Source organism: Gemmiger formicilis (assembly GCF_016901605.1).
Taxonomy (GTDB): domain Bacteria; phylum Bacillota; class Clostridia; order Oscillospirales; family Ruminococcaceae; genus Gemmiger; species Gemmiger formicilis_B.
Map to the genome: position 1 here is coordinate 1 of NZ_JACJKP010001085.1, position 214 is coordinate 214.

The following is a 214-nucleotide window of genomic DNA, read 5'->3' on the forward strand; positions in this document are numbered from 1 at the left end:
CCACAACGATAATGTCAGGCGCCAATTCCCGGATCAGATCGTCCGAGGAACCATCGCGCAGCGTACGCGGCTGATACACCGGAATGCCGTGCTGCACCGCCAGCTGTTTGACCGTGTCAGTGCCATTGGCGCCAAAACTTTGGTTGCAGCACTGGAAAAGCTGCAGGCCGGACAACTGCAGGCCGTACCGCAACAGCATGAGCAGGCAACCATG

1 pseudogene is annotated in these 214 nt (G+C 58.9%); it reads right to left on the bottom strand.

Features of this window, described 5'->3' with window-relative positions:
- A pseudogene (locus H6B10_RS18650) lies at nt 1-199 on the bottom strand (hypothetical protein); the annotation flags it as partial.
- Nucleotides 200-214 lie beyond the last annotated feature (15 nt).